This window comes from Geodermatophilus sp. CPCC 205506, assembly GCF_051383635.1.
GTDB lineage: Bacteria > Actinomycetota > Actinomycetes > Mycobacteriales > Geodermatophilaceae > Geodermatophilus.
The window spans coordinates 21,579-36,528 of sequence record NZ_JALPKP010000016.1 but is presented as its reverse complement, the minus strand read 5'-3'; the positions used below and the strand labels follow the sequence as shown (position 1 = coordinate 36,528).

Annotated in this window: 13 protein-coding genes; 5 read left to right on the top strand and 8 right to left on the bottom strand. The window is 74.5% G+C overall.

What is annotated here, in order from left to right; genetic code table 11:
* Nucleotides 1-5: 5 nt before the first annotated feature.
* From MY520_RS11180 to MY520_RS11170, 3 genes are read right to left on the bottom strand one after another with little or no spacing between them, the layout of a single operon-like run.
* Nucleotides 6-1,934 (bottom strand): hydantoinase B/oxoprolinase family protein, encoded by a 1,929-nt coding sequence (locus tag MY520_RS11180; RefSeq protein ID WP_436692168.1) that lies wholly within the window; start codon nt 1,932-1,934, stop codon nt 6-8.
* The gene (locus tag MY520_RS11175; RefSeq protein ID WP_436692167.1) at nt 1,931-4,009 is read right to left on the bottom strand and encodes a hydantoinase/oxoprolinase family protein; all 2,079 of its coding nucleotides are present in this window, start codon (nt 4,007-4,009) and stop codon (nt 1,931-1,933) included. Before MY520_RS11175 ends, MY520_RS11180 begins: the two co-directional genes overlap by 4 nt.
* 45 nt (nt 4,010-4,054) lie before the next feature.
* Complete coding sequence (locus tag MY520_RS11170) at nt 4,055-5,158, bottom strand: winged helix DNA-binding domain-containing protein (protein ID WP_436692166.1); 1,104 nt, start codon at nt 5,156-5,158, stop codon at nt 4,055-4,057.
* A 116-nt stretch (nt 5,159-5,274) separates the two neighbouring features.
* On the opposite strand from MY520_RS11170, the gene MY520_RS11165 reads away from it, so the two are divergent.
* Nucleotides 5,275-6,177 (top strand): GGDEF domain-containing protein, encoded by a 903-nt coding sequence (locus MY520_RS11165; protein ID WP_436692165.1) that lies wholly within the window; start codon nt 5,275-5,277, stop codon nt 6,175-6,177.
* On the opposite strand, the gene MY520_RS11160 is transcribed toward MY520_RS11165, so the two are convergent.
* Nucleotides 6,144-6,578 (bottom strand): DUF1707 SHOCT-like domain-containing protein, encoded by a 435-nt coding sequence (locus MY520_RS11160; RefSeq protein ID WP_436692164.1) that lies wholly within the window; start codon nt 6,576-6,578, stop codon nt 6,144-6,146. The genes MY520_RS11165 and MY520_RS11160 overlap by 34 nt on opposite strands.
* 80 nt (nt 6,579-6,658) lie before the next feature.
* Between MY520_RS11160 and MY520_RS11155 the strand changes: the two genes are divergently transcribed.
* A complete protein-coding gene (locus MY520_RS11155) occupies nt 6,659-7,123 on the top strand; it encodes an antibiotic biosynthesis monooxygenase (RefSeq protein WP_436692163.1) in 465 nt (154 codons plus the stop codon).
* A 319-nt stretch (nt 7,124-7,442) separates the two neighbouring features.
* On the opposite strand, the gene MY520_RS11150 is transcribed toward MY520_RS11155, so the two are convergent.
* Nucleotides 7,443-8,648: a globin domain-containing protein gene (locus MY520_RS11150; RefSeq protein WP_436692162.1), complete on the bottom strand. Its 1,206-nt coding sequence runs from the start codon at nt 8,646-8,648 to the stop codon at nt 7,443-7,445.
* A gap of 166 nt (nt 8,649-8,814) precedes the next feature.
* A complete protein-coding gene (locus MY520_RS11145; protein WP_436692161.1) occupies nt 8,815-9,234 on the bottom strand; it encodes a MarR family winged helix-turn-helix transcriptional regulator in 420 nt (139 codons plus the stop codon).
* A gap of 69 nt (nt 9,235-9,303) precedes the next feature.
* Here MY520_RS11145 and MY520_RS11140 point away from each other — a divergent pair, with 69 nt between their 5' ends.
* From MY520_RS11140 to MY520_RS11130, 3 genes are all read left to right on the top strand, one after another.
* Nucleotides 9,304-11,148, top strand: a complete 1,845-nt coding sequence (locus MY520_RS11140) for an ABC transporter ATP-binding protein (RefSeq protein ID WP_436692160.1) — start codon at nt 9,304-9,306, stop codon at nt 11,146-11,148.
* 87 nt (nt 11,149-11,235) lie between these two features.
* Nucleotides 11,236-11,862 carry a dihydrofolate reductase family protein gene (locus MY520_RS11135; RefSeq protein WP_436692159.1) on the top strand — a complete coding sequence of 209 codons (627 nt, stop codon included), beginning with the start codon at nt 11,236-11,238 and terminating at the stop codon, nt 11,860-11,862.
* 64 nt (nt 11,863-11,926) lie between these two features.
* Nucleotides 11,927-12,916 (top strand): LLM class flavin-dependent oxidoreductase, encoded by a 990-nt coding sequence (locus MY520_RS11130; RefSeq protein ID WP_436692158.1) that lies wholly within the window; start codon nt 11,927-11,929, stop codon nt 12,914-12,916.
* A 106-nt stretch (nt 12,917-13,022) separates the two neighbouring features.
* Here MY520_RS11130 and MY520_RS11125 read toward each other — a convergent pair whose 3' ends face one another.
* Both MY520_RS11125 and MY520_RS11120 read right to left on the bottom strand, forming a co-directional pair.
* Nucleotides 13,023-13,688 (bottom strand): response regulator, encoded by a 666-nt coding sequence (locus MY520_RS11125; protein WP_436692157.1) that lies wholly within the window; start codon nt 13,686-13,688, stop codon nt 13,023-13,025.
* The gene (locus MY520_RS11120) at nt 13,685-14,818 is read right to left on the bottom strand and encodes a sensor histidine kinase (RefSeq protein ID WP_436692156.1); all 1,134 of its coding nucleotides are present in this window, start codon (nt 14,816-14,818) and stop codon (nt 13,685-13,687) included. Before MY520_RS11120 ends, MY520_RS11125 begins: the two co-directional genes overlap by 4 nt.
* Nucleotides 14,819-14,950: the final 132 nt, after the last annotated feature.

The window sequence follows — 14,950 nt, the reverse complement described above, 5'->3', positions numbered from 1 at the left end:
GCGGCCTAGAGGACGTCGAACTCGTTGAACGCCGCGCCGCCGGAGAGCGCCGCGTAGCCGGGGCCGCGGTCGAAGAACGGCTCGTCGCCGGTGCGGGCGGCCCGCCGCTCGGCGCGCAGGTCCTCGGTGGCGGCCACGTCGGCCGAACCGTCGTCCCGGACCACCACGCCGTAGTCCTCGCGGGCGCCGGTCACCGACACCTTCCGCCAGGCGATGTCCCGCAGGACCTCGTCCACCGGCCGGTCCAGCGGGTCGCCCCAGCCGCCGCCGCCCGTCGTCCGGATGCGCACCACCGTGCCCGCCGTCAGCGGCTCGGCGTCGGCGAGTGCGTCGACGTCGTGCTCGCCGGGGCCGCCGGGGTCGACGGTGATCTGGAACGGCCGCCCGGCCTTGCCGCCCTTCACGCCCCAGCAGGCCAGGATCGAGCGGTCGGCGATCGACATGAAGTGCGCGTCGCGCAGCACCCGGATGTGCTTCTCGTACCCGCAGCCGCCGCGGTAGCGCCCCGGCCCGCCCGAGTCCAGGGCCAGGCCCAGCCGCTCCACCCGCAGCGGGAAGCGCCCCTCGGTGAACTCGGTGGGCAGGTTCCGCGAGTCCGGGACCACGTGGATGGTGTCCTCGCCGTCGGCGTAGTACCGGCCGCCGGAGCCCCCGCCGAGCACCTCGCGCATGAGGTACGGCTGCCCGTCGGCGTCGGTGCCGTAGACGCCGGTGTAGCGGATCGTCTCCTGGTCGGCGGGCATCCGGCCGCCGGTCGCCTTGGCGAGCACCCCGGCCAGCACGCCGAGCAGCCGCAGGATGACGAAGGTCCGCGCGTTCGTCGGCGCCGGGAAGATCGGTGTGAGCAGCGTGCCCTTCTCCGGGAACCGCATCTCGATCAGCGGGACGACGCCCTCGTTGACGTCGAGTTCGGCCATCCGCTCGGGCGTCTGGGCCAGGTTGCGCAGGATCGGCGCCAGCCACTTCTTGAGGAAGTTGCCGTCGGCGTAGTCGCCGCAGTGGTTGATCGGGCCCTTGGCCTGCGGGCCGGTGCCGGTGAAGTCGATGACCAGCGGGGTCTCCCGGGTGGAGTCCATGGTCAGCGTGATCCGCTGGCGGTGCAGCTGGGGTTCCTCGACGCCGTCGTGCTCGGCGTAGTCCTCCCAGACATAGGTGCCGTCGGGGATCTGGGAGAGGATCTCCCGCCGGTAGACCTCGGTGGAGTTGGCCAGGATCGCGTCGAAGCACGCCTCGACCGCGTCCACGCCGTACCGGTCGAACAGCTCGCCCAGGCGGCGGGCGCCGGCCAGGCAGGCCGAGCACTCGGCGTCGAGGTCGGCGGCCAGCGAGTCCGGCATCCGCGAGTTGCGGGTCATGATCTTCAGCGCGCTCTCGTTGGGCACGCCGCGGTCCCACAGCTTGATCGGGGGGACCATGAGGCCCTCCTCGTACACGCTGGTGGCCGCCGACGGCATGGAGCCGGGCACCGCGCCGCCGATGTCGTCGTGGTGGCCGAACGCCTGGATGAACGCGACCACCTGCGCGCCGCCATCCGCCCCGTCTCCCGGTCGCGCGGCGAACACCGGAACGGTGACGCACAGGTCGGGCAGGTGGCCGATCCCGCCCTCGGACAGGTAGACGTCGTTGTGGAAGAAGACGTCGCCGACGTTCATCGTCTCGATCGGGTAGTCCCGCACCACCGGGTGCACGAGCGCCGAGTACGAGCGGCCGGTCAGCTTGCGCAGCTGCCGGTCGTGGATGCCGGCGCGGAAGTCGTGCGCGTCGCGGATCATCGGCGACCGCGAGGTGCGCCCGATGGAGGTCTCGACCTCCTTCTCGATCGCGGCCAGCGTGCCGGCGACGATCTCGACGAGCACCGGGTCGGCCGCGACCTTGCCGTTCGTCAGGGTCCCGGAAGGGCCATCGTGGCCACTGTTGCCCTGGACCGCGGTCATCGGTCGGTCTCCTTCGTGAGCAGCAGGTTGCCGTGGGCGTCCACGGTGACCCGGAAGCCGGGGTGCACGGGCACGGTCGAGCCGAACTCCTCGATGACCGCCGGGCCGCTGACGACGTCGCCGGGCCCGAGGTCGGGCCGGTCGTACGTCGGGGTGTCGACCCAGTCGTCGAAGAACACCCGCCGCGAACCGGTGACGGCGCGCTCGACGCCGCCGTCCTCGGCCGGCAGCTCCACCATGTCCGGACGGCGGATCGGCCCGATCCCGCTCACGCGGAGGTTGACCCACTCGACGGCCTGGCGGGGGTCGTCGGCGAAGTCGTAGCCGTAGAGCTGGCGGTGCGCGGCGTGGAACGCCTGCGCGACGTCCTCGGCGGCCACGGCGTCCAGGTCGCCCTCGGCCACCGGCACCCGCACCTCGAAGGCCTGCCCGACGTAGCGCAGGTCGGCGGTGCGCTGCATGCGCTGGGCTCCGCGGTCGAAGCCCTCGCCGTCCAGCGCGATCTGGGCCTGGCCCTCGAGGGCGGCGTACACCGCGCGCACCCGGTCGAGGTCGAGGTCGGCGTGCCTGGAGACCACGGTCTGCACGTAGTCGTTGCGGACGTCGACGGTGAGCAGCCCGAAGGCACTGACGTTGCCCGGGTTCGGCGGGACCAGCGTGCGCGGCAGGTTGAGGATGTCCATCAGCCGGCAGGCCAGCAGCGAGCCGGAGCCGCCGAACGTGGTCAGCGTGAAGTCGCGGACGTCGAGGCCGCGGGCGACGGTCACCTGGCGCAGCGCGTTGGCCTGGTTCCAGGCGGAGATCTCGAGGATGCCGGTCGCGGTCCGCTCGAGGTCCATGTCGAGCTCGGCCCCGAGCGCGGCGAGGCCCTTCGTCGCGGCGTCGACCGACAGCGGGATCTCCCCGCCCAGCAGGTGCGGGGGGATCCGGCCCAGGACGACGTGCGCGTCGGTGACGGTCGGCTGGTCGCCGCCGTCCGGGTAGCACATGGGGCCGGGGTCGGCGCCGGCCGACTTGGGGCCGACCTTGAGCGTGCCCTCCGGGGACAGCCAGGCGATCGAGCCGCCGCCGGCGCCGACGGTGACGACGTCGATCATCGGGATCTTGGACGGGTAGTCGCCGACCGAGCCCTCGGTGGTCAGCGTCGGTTCGCCGTCGATGACGACGGTGACGTCGGTCGAGGTGCCGCCGCCGTCGCAGGTGAGCACCCGGTCGAAGCCGGCGGTGCCTGCGATCAGGGCGGCGCCCAGCGCGCCGGCCGCGGGGCCCGACAGCATCGTGGTGATCGGCTGGTGCACGACCTCGCCGGCGCTGAGCACGCCGCCGTTGCTCTTCATCACGTAGAACGGCACGCCCGGGGCGATCTCGTCCAGCCGGGTGCGGATGTTGGTGACGTAGGCGCCGACCTTCGGCTTCACCGCGGCGTCGACCAGCGTGGTCACCGACCGCTCGTACTCGCGGTACTCGCGCAGCACCTCGCTGGACAGCGAGACCACCGCGTCCGGGTGCTCCTCGCGGATGACCTCGAGCATCGCCCGCTCGTGCGCGTCGTCGGCGTAGGCGTGCAGGAAGCAGACGCCGATGGTGGAGATGCCGGCGTCCCTGAAGAAGCGGGCGGCCGTGCGGGCGTCGTCGGCGTCGAAGGGGCGGATCTCCTCGCCCCTGTGGTCGAGGCGGCCGCGCACGGTGCGCACCAGGTCGGCCGGGACGATCCGCGGCGGCTTGACCCAGAAGTAGCTGTTGCCGTACCCGTCGGGCACCGACTGGCGGGCGATCTCCAGCACCGACTCGTAGCCCTCGGTGGTGATGAACCCGATCCGGTCGAGCTTGCCCTCGAGCAGCTGGTTGGTGGCGACGGTCGTCCCGTGGCTGACGGCGGTGACCGCGCCGCCCGGCAGGTCCATCAGGCCCAGCACCTTGCGGACTCCGGTGAGGAAGCCCTCGGCCGGGTCGGCCGGGGTGGACGGCGTCTTGGTGGTGGTGGTCTGCCCGGTCTCCTCGTCCACCGCGACGACGTCGGTGAACGTCCCTCCGGTGTCGATGCCGATGCGGACCCGGCGGGGCGGCGCGCTCATGCAGGTACCTTAGCGTTGAGATACCCGCCCGGGAAGGTGTGGCGCTCAGTCGGTGATGTCGACGGCCGTGAGCGACACCTGACGGAACGCGGCGAGCCGCTCGGCCTCGGCGCCGACCGCCGCGCGCAGGTCCGCTCCGAGCGGCTGCCACGGCTCGACCGTGACGGTCAGCGCCCTGCCGGCCTTCCGCGGCCGCCAGGTTCCGGCGATCTCACCGTCGACGAGGACGGCGCCGGGGCGGCCCAGCGTCGGCCAGAGCGCCTTGGCCCGGTGCCGCTCGGGCACCAGCAGGTCGCGGTCGCGCGCCTGCAGGAAGAGGTCGAACGGCCCGAGCAGCCGGGTGCCGGACGCGGCGGGCACCGCATCGAGCCGGCCGGCGTCCGCGGCCAACAGCCAGCGCCGCTCGCCGTCCACCGGCACCTCCACGGCGTCCTCGGGCCACCGGGCCTGCACCTCCCTGACCGGCGCGTCGAGGTACCCGGCCACGAGCTTCGGGGTGGCCGGGCCGAGCAGCCGCAGGTACCCGCGGACGACGTCCAGGCGCTCGGGCACGGTGTCGGCGGGCGCGAGGCCGGCCGCCGGGCGCAGCACCGGCGGCGAGGTGCCCGGCTCCAGTTCCAGGCCGGCGCGCAGGGCGGCCAGGCGGAACGGCATCTCCCAGGGGTGGACGGCGTCGCACGGGCGGCAGTACCGCAGGTGCGGATCGTCGAGCATCCGGGTCAGCCGGCCGGAGACCTCGCCCTTGACCGTCGGCGCCGTGACCACCTCGCGCATGGCACCGGCGATGGTGTCGAGCGCGGCCAGGACCGGGATGCCCGCGGCCCGCAGCGGCCGGGCAGCGTCGTAGATCCGCTTGCCCGCGTCGGCCTCGGAGAACGGTGCGGTGGCCGCGGCGACGGCGGGGAGGTCGGCCCGGCGGTACACGTGCGGGGCGCCGCGGATCGTCCACACGGTGACCAGCGCGTCGGCGTCCAGGCCGGCGACGTCGACCCCGCGCAGCGCCAGCGCCCAGAGCGCGCCGTCCGGGCCGGTGTCCTGTGCACCGAGGTCCAGCACAGCGGTGTCGGCCGGCGTGCCGGCCGCCCGGTCGAGTTGCTGCGCGTGCACGCGGAGGTCGAGGACCCGCCGACGGGTGAGGGGATCCGCCACGCCCGGGACGGTAGTGCCCGGCACCGACACCGGCGTCGCGCGTTGTTGCCGAGATGTGATCGTGGTCTCATGCCGGGGCGGCGCGCCGGGGGGCGCGTCACGAGGAGGCGGTCGGGGTGGAGCCCTCCCTGTCCGAGGAGTTCGTCGCTGCGACCGGGGCGCTGCTCGCCGTGATCGGTGCCGACGAGCGGATCCTGCTCGCCAACCCGGCGCTCCAGCGGTTCACCGGCCGCACCGCCGACGAGTTGCTCGGCCGGTTCTTCTGGGAGGTCTGGGTCCTCCCCGAGCACGTCGAGCTGGCCCAGGACGCGATCACGCGGGCCATCGCCACAGGCACGGCGCAGCCGCAGGAGGCCGACTGGCTGACCGGGGACGGCGGCCGGCGGCGGGTGGCGATGCACAACGACGTCCTCCGCGACTGTTCCGGCCGGCCGTACGCGGTCGCCACCCTCGGCATCGACGTCACCGACCAGCGGCAGCGGGAGGCCCGGCTGCACCAGCGGGCCGAGACCGACCGGCTGACCGGCATCCCGCACCGCGGGGCGCTGTTCGACGCCCTCCGCCGGCACCTGGACCCGGTCGACGGCGCCGGCTGCGCCGTGCTGTTCTGCGACCTGGACCGGTTCAAGGTGGTCAACGACGACCACGGGCACGGCGTCGGCGACCGGCTGCTCAGCTCGGTCGCCGGCCGGCTCAGCGAGCTCGTGCGCGCGGGCGAGGTCGCGGCCCGGTTCGGCGGCGACGAGTTCGTCCTCCTGGTCCCCGGCGACGACCCGGAGCGGGTGTCGGCGCTCACCGGGCGGGTGGCCGCCGCGCTGGCCGCCCCGTTCGACGCCGCGTGCGGGCCGCTGTCGGTCGGGGTGAGCGTCGGTGTGGCGGTGGGCCGCCCGGGGGAGTCACCCGACGAGCTCATCGCCCGGGCCGACCGGGCCATGTACGGCAGCAAGACCCACCGCCGCCGGCGCATCGCCGCCGACGGCGCGGCTCAGCGCTCCGGCCGGCCGATGCCCACGGCGTAGAGCACCGCGAGGACGGCGCCCGGCGGCCCGGCCACCCAGACCCACCACGGGTGGACGAAGGTCCCGGTGGTCACCGACACCAGCGTCCAGACGACGAGGTTGATCGCCACGACGCTCGCCCAGACGATCGTCAGGACGCGCATCGCCGTGCCGCTCGCGTCGTTCGAGAAGCGCCGGCCCAGGGGTGGCGGCGGCGGCGGGGGCGCGGGCGGCTCCGGCAGGTCCCGCGTGACCCGGTCCAGCTCGCCGCGCGTGCGCGAGGACCACACCGACTGCACGCGGGCGTCGAACTCGTGCAGGTCGAGCTGGCCCGCGGCCACGGCCCGTCGCAGCTTCTCCTGCACCTCGGCCCGCTCGGGGTCCGAGACGCGCATCTCGTCGGGGCGCACCGGGTCGTTCACCCCCCGATCGTGACACCCGATCGCGCGCCGTCGGCCGATGACTTCCGCGGACGGCGCGGGTCTGACCCGACGTGATCATCGTGTCGGGCACACTGACCGTGCGGCCGGAGGACCGGGACGGCTACCTCGCCGCGTGCCGCACCGTGGTCGCGCAGGCCCGCGCCGCCCCCGGTTGCCTGGACTTCGCGATCTCCGCCGACCTGCTCGACCCGGGGCGCATCACCGTGCTCGAGCGCTGGGCCACCCGTGCCGAGCTGGACGCCTTCCGGGGCTCCGGCCCGGCAGATGAGCAGGCGGCCGTCCTGCTCGCGGCCGACGTCGCCGACTACGAGGTGTCCCGCACGTACGACGGGGCGCCGCTGCCGGTGCCGACGTCCATCGGCGTTCCGGCGAGCAGCGCGCTCCTCAGCCGGGGCGTCCGGGACCTGCGGGACCTCACCGGGATCACCGAGCGGGAGCTGCTCTCCTGGCACGGCGTCGGCCCCAAGGCGGCGCGGCTGCTCCGCGAGGCCCTCGCGGAGCACGGCCTGACCTTCGCCGGCTGACCTGACGGCGGCTCAGCGCCGGCCGGGGACGGCGCCCGGATGTGGTGGGCCCGGGCAGGCAGCCGGGGACGGCAGGCAGGCCGCGGGTGGACCGGGCGCGGGGCCCGGAGGGTCCCCGGCCGGGACACGGGCAGCGGCTCAGCGCCGGCCGGGGACGGCGCCCGGATGTGGTGGGCCCGGGCAGGCAGCCGGGGACGGCAGGCAGGCCGCGGGTGGACCGGGCGCGGGGCCCGGAGGGTCCCCGGCCGGGACACGGGCAGCGGCTCAGCGCCGGCCGGGGACGGCACCTGGCCGCGGTGTCGTCCGGTAGGACGACAGATCAATCAGCGTCGGCCTGCCACAGGTCCGGGCCGAACACCTCGTACTGGATGTCGCGGGTGCTGACGCCGCGGTCCAGCAGCGACTGGCGGACCGCCTTCATGAACGGCAGCGGCCCGCACAGGTAGTAGACGGCGTCGTCGGGCACGTCGATCTCGGACAGGTCCATGACGCCCTCGTGCACGCCGTCCACCGGCAGGCTGCACTCGGCGCCGCCCTCGAACCAGACGTGCAGCTCGCCGTTGGGCAGTGCGCGGACGTCGTCGAGCACCTGCTGCCGGAGCGCCCAGGAGGCCTCGTCGACGTCGGCGTGCAGCAGCGTGATCTCCAGGTGCGACCCCGCGGCGACCAGGTGGGAGAGCATCCCGGCCATCGGGGTGATGCCGATGCCGGCGCTGGCGAACACCGCCGGCCGGGAGTCGTCGAGGACGACGTCCCCGAACGGGAGCGACATCGTGATCGTGTCGCCGACGTCCACGCTGTCGTGCAGCAGGTTGGACACCTCGCCGTCCGGCTTGTCGCTGCCGTGGACGCGCTTGACCGCGAAGGAGCGGTGCTCGCCGTCGTCGGCCCGGATGAGGCTGTACTGCCGCGGCTGCCGGACGCCGTCGGGCATGGGCACCCGCACGGTGACGTACTGGCCGGGGAGCGAGGTCTTCACCAGCCGGTCGTCGATGCGCTTCACGGTGAAGACGACGACGTCGTCGGTCTCCCGGCGCTTCTCGGTGACCTCCCAGTCGCGCCAGACGATCTGCGGCCGGACGCCGCGGGCGCTGTAGAGGCCGCGCTCCTGGTTGATCAGGGCGCGGGCCATCAGCCAGTAGACCTCGTCCCAGGCGGCGGCGACCTCGGGGGTGACCGCGTCACCGAGGACGTCGACGATCGCCCAGAACAGGTGGTCGTGCACCACCTGGTACTGCGCGGGCTCGATGCCGAGCGAGGCGTGCTTGTGGGCCACCCGGTTGAGCAGGTGCTCGGGCAGCTGGTCGGGGTGGTTGACCAGCGCGCTGGCGAACATGGCAACCGAGCCGGCCAGGGCCTGCTGCTGGGTGCCCTCGGCCTGGTTGCCGCGGTTGAAGATGCCGTCGAGCAGTTCCGGGTGCTCGCCGAACAGGTGCTGGTAGAACCGCTCGGCGATCTTGCCGATGTTCTCGCCGACCACGGGCAGCGTGGCCTCGATGATCGGCCGGGACGTCTCGGACAGCACGACGGCTACCTCCCCCTCGGCTGGGACGTGACGGGTCCGTCACTCCCAGCCCCGGTAACCGCCCCGCACGGCATGTACGCATGGAACGGCCGACGATCCGGACTTTCGGCGCAGAAGGTCCGGAGGGGAGCCCGGTTCTCGGCGCGGAGGGCCCGGAGAACCGCGCTCAGCCCGTGCCCAGCTCGCGCAGGATCCGCGCCAGGGTCGCCCGGTCGGCGGGATCGAGCCGGGCGAAGAGGTCCCGGGTGTCGGCCGCCCGTGCCGCGGCCACCTCGCCCTGCACCTGCCGGCCGGTGGCGGTGGGCGTCAGGACGACGGCCCGCCGGTCGGTCGGGTCGGGGCCACGCTCGACCAGCCCGCGGGCCTGCAGCGCGTCGGCGACCTCGGTGGCCGAGCGCGGCGCGATGTGCAGCGCCTCGGCGAGGTCGGAGAGCCGGACGCCGTCCCGGTCGCAGACGACCCGCAGGGCGCGGGCGTGGTGCGGGGAGAGGTCCCACGGCGCGAGGGCCTCCCGCCAGCGCCGCCGCTGGGTACGGGCGGCCCGCATGAGGAGCTCGCCCAGCGTCGCGGCGTCGTCGTCCGGCACGGCGGGAAGCGTACCGGGTGTCGTACGGTTACCTCATCGTGAGGCAACCTCAGTAAGACGACGGAGGAGGTGGTCGTCGTCGACGACCTGAAGAGAGGGTCAGGGGGCGGGCGCTCGGGGCGCACCGTCGACCCGGCCGACCGGGCGCAGCTGGAGCGCTCGCCGGTGCCGTTGCGCCGGGTGACCGCGCTGTTCGCGCCGTACCGCTGGCAGGTGGGCACCGTGGTGGTGCTCATCGTCGCCTCCTCGGTGGTGGCGCTGGCGACGCCGTTCCTCGTCCGGCTGGTGATCGACGAGGCGCTGCCCGGGCAGGACCTGCGGCTGCTGGCCTGGGCGGTCGCCGGGATGGTGGCGGTCGCCGGGATCACCGCCGTCCTGGGCGTGGTGCAGACCTGGCTGTCGACGACCGTCGGGCAGCGGGTCATGCACGGCCTGCGGACGGCGGTCTTCACGCACCTCCAGCGGCAGTCGCTGGGCTTCTTCACCCGCACCCGCGGCGGGGAGGTGCAGTCCCGGCTGACCCACGACATCGCCGGCATGCAGTCGGTGGTCACCTCGACGGCCACCTCCCTGGCGTCCAACGCGACCACCGTCGTCGGCACCGTGGTCGCGATGGTGGCGCTGTCCTGGCGGCTGGCGCTGCTCTCGCTCGTCGTCCTCCCGCCGGCGGTGCTGCTCACCCGCAAGGTGGCGCGGATGCGCCGGGCGGTCACCGCCCAGCGGCAGCGGCACCTGGCCGACATGCACGCGCAGGTCGAGGAGGGGCTGTCGGTCAGCGGCGTGCTGCTCGGGAAGACCCTCGGTGCCGGTCCCGCCCAGTCGCACCGGTTCGCCGCGACGTCCGAGGACCTCGTCGGTCTCGAGGTGCGCTCGCAGCTGGCCGGGCGCTGGCGGATGGCCACCATGAGCATCGTGTTCGCCGGCATCCCGGCGGTGATCTACCTGGCCGCGGGGCTGCCGGCGACCTCCGGCGGCATGACGATCGGCACGCTGGTCGCCTTCACCGCGCTGCAGGGCACGCTGTTCCGGCCGCTCATGGGCCTGCTCGACGTCGGCGTCGCGGTGACCAGTTCGATGGCGCTGTTCAGCCGGGTCTTCGAGTACCTGGACCTGCCGGTGGAGATCGACGACCCGGTCTCCCCCGTGCCGCTGGACCCGTCCGCCGTCCGCGGCGAGGTGCGCTTCGAGCGCGTCTCGTTCACCTACCCCGACGGGCACCGCCCGGCGCTGGACGGCGTCGGCCTCGTGGTCCCGGCCGGGACGACGCTGGCGCTGGTGGGGGAGACCGGCTCGGGCAAGAGCACGCTGGCCTCCCTGGTCGCGCGGCTGGCCGACCCCGGGGCCGGGCGGGTGACCGTCGACGGCGTCGACGTCCGCGACCTCTCGCTGGCCACGCTCGCCTCCGTCGTCGGCGTCGTCGCGCAGGAGACCTACCTGCTGCACACGACGGTCCGGGAGAACCTGCGGCACGCCCGCCCCGGCGCCACCGACGCCGAGATCGAGGACGCCGCCCGCCGCGCGCAGGTGCACGAGGTGATCGCCGCCCTGCCCGACGGCTACGACACCGTCGTCGGCGCGCGCGGGTACCGGTTCTCCGGTGGGGAGAAGCAGCGGCTGGCGATCGCCCGCACGCTGCTGCGCGACCCGCGGGTGCTCGTGCTCGACGAGGCCACGAGCGCGCTGGACACCGCGACGGAGCGGGCGGTGCAGGCCGCACTCGACGAGGCCAGCCGCGGCCGGACGACGATCACCATCGCCCACCGGCTGTCCACCGTCCGCCACGCCGACCGGATCGCCGTCCTCTCCGCCGGCCGGGTCGTGGAGTCCGGCACGCACGAGGAGCTGGTCGCGGCCGGCGGGCGCTACGCGGTGCTCGTCGCCGCCGGCGAGCGGGAGGTCGCGCTGGCCGCGTGACGCCGGTCCGATGAGTCCCGGCCGCGGCCGCCGTCTCCAGTGCAGGAGCCCGGCCGGAGGGGTCGGCTCGACCGGGAGGAGCCCGCCATGCGACCGCTCGTCGTCACCACGTTCCTGACCATGGACGGCGTCATGCAGGCCCCCGGCGGCCCGGGGGAGGACCCCGCCGGCGGCTTCTCCTACGAGGGCTGGCTGGTGCCGCACTTCGACGACGTGCTCGGCGCCCAGATCGAGGAGTGGTTCGCCCCCGTCGAGGACTTCCTGCTGGGCCGCACGACCTACGACATCTTCTACGCCTCGTGGCCGAAGATGCGCGACGAGAGCAGCGCGGTCGCGACGGGCCTCAACGACAAGATCAAGCACGTCGCCTCGCGGACGCTCACCTCGGTGGAGTGGGAGACCGCGCGGCTGCTGGAGAACCCCGTGGCCGACGCCGTCCGGACGCTCAAGGACCGCGACGGCGGCGAGCTGCAGGTGCACGGGTCGGCGGGCCTGGTCCAGACGCTGCTGCACGAGGACCTCGTCGACGAGCTCCGGCTGGTCGTCGCCCCGGTGGTCGTGGGTGCGGGCAAGCGGCTGTTCGGCGAGGGCACCGTCCCGCGGACCTGGCGGCTCACCCTGTCGAAGACGACCCCCACGGGCGTGCTGATCGCCGCCTACCAGCGGGCCGGTGAGGTGGAGATCGGCACGATGGGGCCCGAGTACGAGGAGTGACACACCCGGGAAGGGGATCGGCACCGGGGTGGTTGCGCTGAGCAACACCACGGAAGAGGTCTGCATGAGCATCCCGTTGTCCGTCCTCGACCTGGCGCCGATCGCCAAGGGGTCGAGCGCCGCCGACAGCATCGCCGCCAGCGTCGCGCTCGCCCAGCGCGCGGAGCGGTCCGGCTACCGGCGGGTCTGGTACGCCGAGCACCACAACATGCCGACGATCGCCTCCTCGGCGACCAGCGTGCTCATCGCGCACGTCGGCGCGCACACGTCGTCCATCCGGCTCGGCGCCGGCGGCGTCATGCTGCCCAACCACTCGCCGCTGACCATCGCCGAGCAGTTCGGCACGCTCGACGCGATGTACCCGGGCCGGATCGACCTCGGCCTCGGCCGGGCGCCCGGCTCGGACCAGAACACGATGTACGCGCTGCGCCGCGACCCGCGCTCGGCCGACCGGTTCCCGCAGGACGTGCTGGAGCTGCAGGCCTACCTGGCCGGCGACACCCGCGTGCCCGGCGTCGACGCGATCCCCGGCAAGGGCTCGGCGGTGCCGCTGTACGTGCTGGGCTCCTCGATGTTCGGCGCCACGCTGGCCGCCGCGCTGGGCCTGCCGTACGCGTTCGCCTCGCACTTCGCCCCCGCCATGCTGAAGCCGGCCGTGGAGGCCTACCGGCGCGAGTTCAAGCCCTCCACCCAGCTCGACGCCCCGTACGTGATCGCCGGCGTCAACGTGGTCGCGGCCGACACCCGGTCGGCGGCCGAGTCCGCGTACGCCGCCGTCCGCCGCACCCTCGCCGTCGGCCTGTTCGGCCGCGGCCGGTCACTGTCGGACGACGAGGCCCAGTTGCTGCTGGACGGCGGGGCGGGCCTGCACGTCGACACGATGCTCACGCACACCGCCGTCGGCACGCCCGCCGAGGTGCGCGAGTACCTGACCGGGTTCGCGGCCGAGGTCGACGCCGACGAGCTGATCGTCGCCCACCAGTTCCCCGGCACCGAGGGCCGGCTGCGCTCACTCGAGCTGACCGCCGAGGCCATGGACCTCGTCCCCGCCTGAAGAAGGACCCTCCTGTCGGTTTCCGCGGAAAGCGACGGCCCCGACCCCGGCGGTTTCCGCGGAAATCGACGGCCCCGACCTCGGAGGTTTCCGCGGAAACCGCCGGTCAGCCGTCGAGGAGGCCGGCCTCGTGGGCGAGGATCGCCGCCTGGGTCCGGTTGGCCAGGTCCAGCTTGGTCAGCAGCCGCGACACGTAGGTCTTCACCGTCGCCTCGCTGACGAACAGCCGCCCGGCGATCTCCGCGTTGGGCTCCCCGCTGCCCAGCAGGGTCAGCACCTCCAGCTCGCGCTCGGAGAGGCCGGCCAGCCGCTGCCGCGCCTCGGCCCGGCGCGGGCCGGCCCGCCGGTCGACGTAGGCGTCGATCAGCGCCGCGGTCACCGCCGGCGACAGGGTCGCGGTGCCGTCGGCCACCGCGCGCACGGCCGCCGCGATCTGCCGCGGCGGGGTGTCCTTGAGCAGGAAGCCGGCGGCGCCCGCGGCCAGGGCGGCGTACACGTACTCGTCGAGGTGGAACGTGGTGAGGACGGCGACCTGCGGCGGGTCCGGCAGCGCGAGGATCTGCCGGGTCGCCTCCAGCCCGTCCACCCCCGGCATCCGGATGTCGGTGAGCACGACGTCCGGCCGCAGCTCCCGGGCCGCCCGCACGCCCGCGGCGCCGTCCCCCGCCTCGCCGACCACCTCGAACCCGCCCGAGGCCTCGAGCACCGTGCGCAGCCCGAACCGCACCAGCTGCTCGTCGTCGATCAGCAGCACCCGGATCGCCTCGCTCATGCCGGCAGCACCGCCTCCACCAGGAACCCGCCGTCCAGCCGCGGCTCGGCGCGCAGCCGGCCGCCCAGCGTGCGCACCCGCTCGGCCAGACCGACCAGCCCGAAACCCCCGCCCGGCGCGGGACCGGGGGTGGACGACGACGGTCCGTTGACCACCCGCACGACCAGCCCCTCGTCCGTCCGGCCGATCGTCACGGTCACCGGTGCACCCGGCGCGTGCTTGCTCACGTTGGTCAACGCCTCCTGCACGATCCGGTAGGCCGCCCGCTCGACGGCCGGGTCGCCGACCGCCTCCGGAGGCGCGCAAAGCTCCACGGTCATCCCGGCCTCCCGCGCGTTCGCGACCAGGCGGGGCAGGTCGGCCAGTCCGGGCTGCGGGCCCAGCGGCGCGGCGTCGTCCACCTCGCCGTCCCGCAGCACGCCGACCATGTGGCGCAGCTCGTCGAGGGCCTGCCGCCCGGCGGTCTGCACCTGCCCTGCCAGCTGCTCGACGCGGGCCGCGTCCCCGGCGGCCACCTCGATCGCGCCCGCCTGCAGCACCATGAGGCTCACCCGGTGCCCGACGACGTCGTGCATCTCGCGGGCGATGCGGGTCCGCTCGGTGAGGACGGCGTCGCGGGCCAGCAGCTCGCGCTCGGCCTCGGCCCGCTCGGCGCGCTCGCGCAGCGCGGCCAGCAGCTGCGCGCGCGTGCGGGCCCAGGCGCCCAGCGCCCCTGGGAGGACGACGACCAGCACCGCGCCCCCGACCGCACCGGCCGCCTCGTTGAGGGTGCCGAGGCTCCACGGCCGGGTGACCGCCACCGCGCCGGCCACCGCGGCGACCGCCCGCTGCGGCCAGCCCCCGACGTACCGGCCCACCGCGTAGGACGTCACCAGGACGCCGATCGACGCCACCGGGGAGAGCGCCGCCTCCAGCGCCGCCACGGCGAACGGCAGCAGCGGCCGGGTGCGGCGGAAGAGGAACAGCAGGACGGCCAGGGCGGCGCCCAGCGGGAGGACGACGCCCAGCGGCCCCGCATCCGGTGCCGCCGCGCCGACCGCGACGACCACCGTGGCGGCCAGGGCGATGGCGGCCTCGAGCCAGATGCTGCGCGTGCGCAGCCCTGGCCAGAACCGCGCACGGAGCCCCATGCGTCGGAGCGTAGGTGGCTGCCCTCGGCCGCCGGGTCGCCCGACGGGGGACAGCCGATGTCCTCTTTCGGATGACGCGGATCAGCCGTCCGGCCAGCACGTTCGCGGCCTCCGGCCGACGCGGGCAGCGGT

Excerpts from the sequence above, each read along its gene's own strand:
- MY520_RS11180 (WP_436692168.1), bottom strand. The coding sequence starts at position 1,934 with ATGACCGCGGTCCAGGGCAACAGTGGCCACGATGGCCCTTCCGGGACC.
- MY520_RS11175 (WP_436692167.1), bottom strand. The coding sequence starts at position 4,009 with ATGAGCGCGCCGCCCCGCCGGGTCCGCATCGGCATCGACACCGGAGGG.
- MY520_RS11135 (WP_436692159.1), top strand. The coding sequence starts at position 11,236 with ATGCGACCGCTCGTCGTCACCACGTTCCTGACCATGGACGGCGTCATG.
- MY520_RS11130 (WP_436692158.1), top strand. The coding sequence starts at position 11,927 with ATGAGCATCCCGTTGTCCGTCCTCGACCTGGCGCCGATCGCCAAGGGG.
- MY520_RS11125 (WP_436692157.1), bottom strand. The coding sequence starts at position 13,688 with ATGAGCGAGGCGATCCGGGTGCTGCTGATCGACGACGAGCAGCTGGTG.
- MY520_RS11120 (WP_436692156.1), bottom strand. The coding sequence starts at position 14,818 with ATGGGGCTCCGTGCGCGGTTCTGGCCAGGGCTGCGCACGCGCAGCATC.